1 protein-coding gene is annotated in these 585 nt (G+C 60.5%); it reads right to left on the bottom strand.

The genetic code is table 11. From position 1 onward, the window contains the following. Positions 1-569: hypothetical protein (locus tag amrb99_RS49610; RefSeq protein WP_190869053.1), on the bottom strand; the 569-nt coding region annotated here is incomplete at its 3' end. Between the last annotated feature and the right edge of the window lie 16 nt (positions 570-585).

The following is a 585-nucleotide window of genomic DNA, read 5'->3' as shown; positions in this document are numbered from 1 at the left end:
ATCACGGACCCAACCTGCGAAATGGCGGTGCCGTAGCGATTCAACGCCGGAATGTTTTCCACAAGTTGCCCGACCTGTTGCGCGTCTCCACCGAGCTTCTTGAGGTCGCCCAAAGTGCTCTTCAGATTGGCACCCGACTCCTTGAGCTTCTGCTGCTGCTCCTCGGCCTGCTTCATCAGCGCGTCCATGCGGGACCCGTAGCCGTCCATCTTCGGTCCGACCAGCAGCCCGTTGGGATTCATCGTCTTCGAAAGAGTGGTCTTGCCGCGGAAGTAGTTTATGGCCTCGTGTAGCGAGACCTGTGCGACCGCAATTTCGGCCGCGGCCTCGTCCTGTGCTTTACGCGCCTCCTCCCAGCAGGCGTTCACGAGCTTGGTGAACTCCGGGCACTTGTACAGCTGATACTGAATATGCAAAGACCCTTCGTCGAGGCGGGGGACTCGGGGGACAGGTGGTACGGAGAATCGGCGCGAGCCTTCCAGACCTCGTTCGGCCAGGACGCACAAATGATCGCCCTGGTCTGCCGGATGGCAGGGGTTGTCTCCCAGGTCGTCAGCAAACTGGTTCACACGTTGGCGGCACTGG

This window comes from Actinomadura sp. RB99 (genome assembly GCF_014706005.1).
Taxonomy (GTDB): Bacteria; Actinomycetota; Actinomycetes; order Streptosporangiales; family Streptosporangiaceae; genus Spirillospora.
This window is presented reverse-complemented; position numbering and strand designations above follow the sequence as displayed.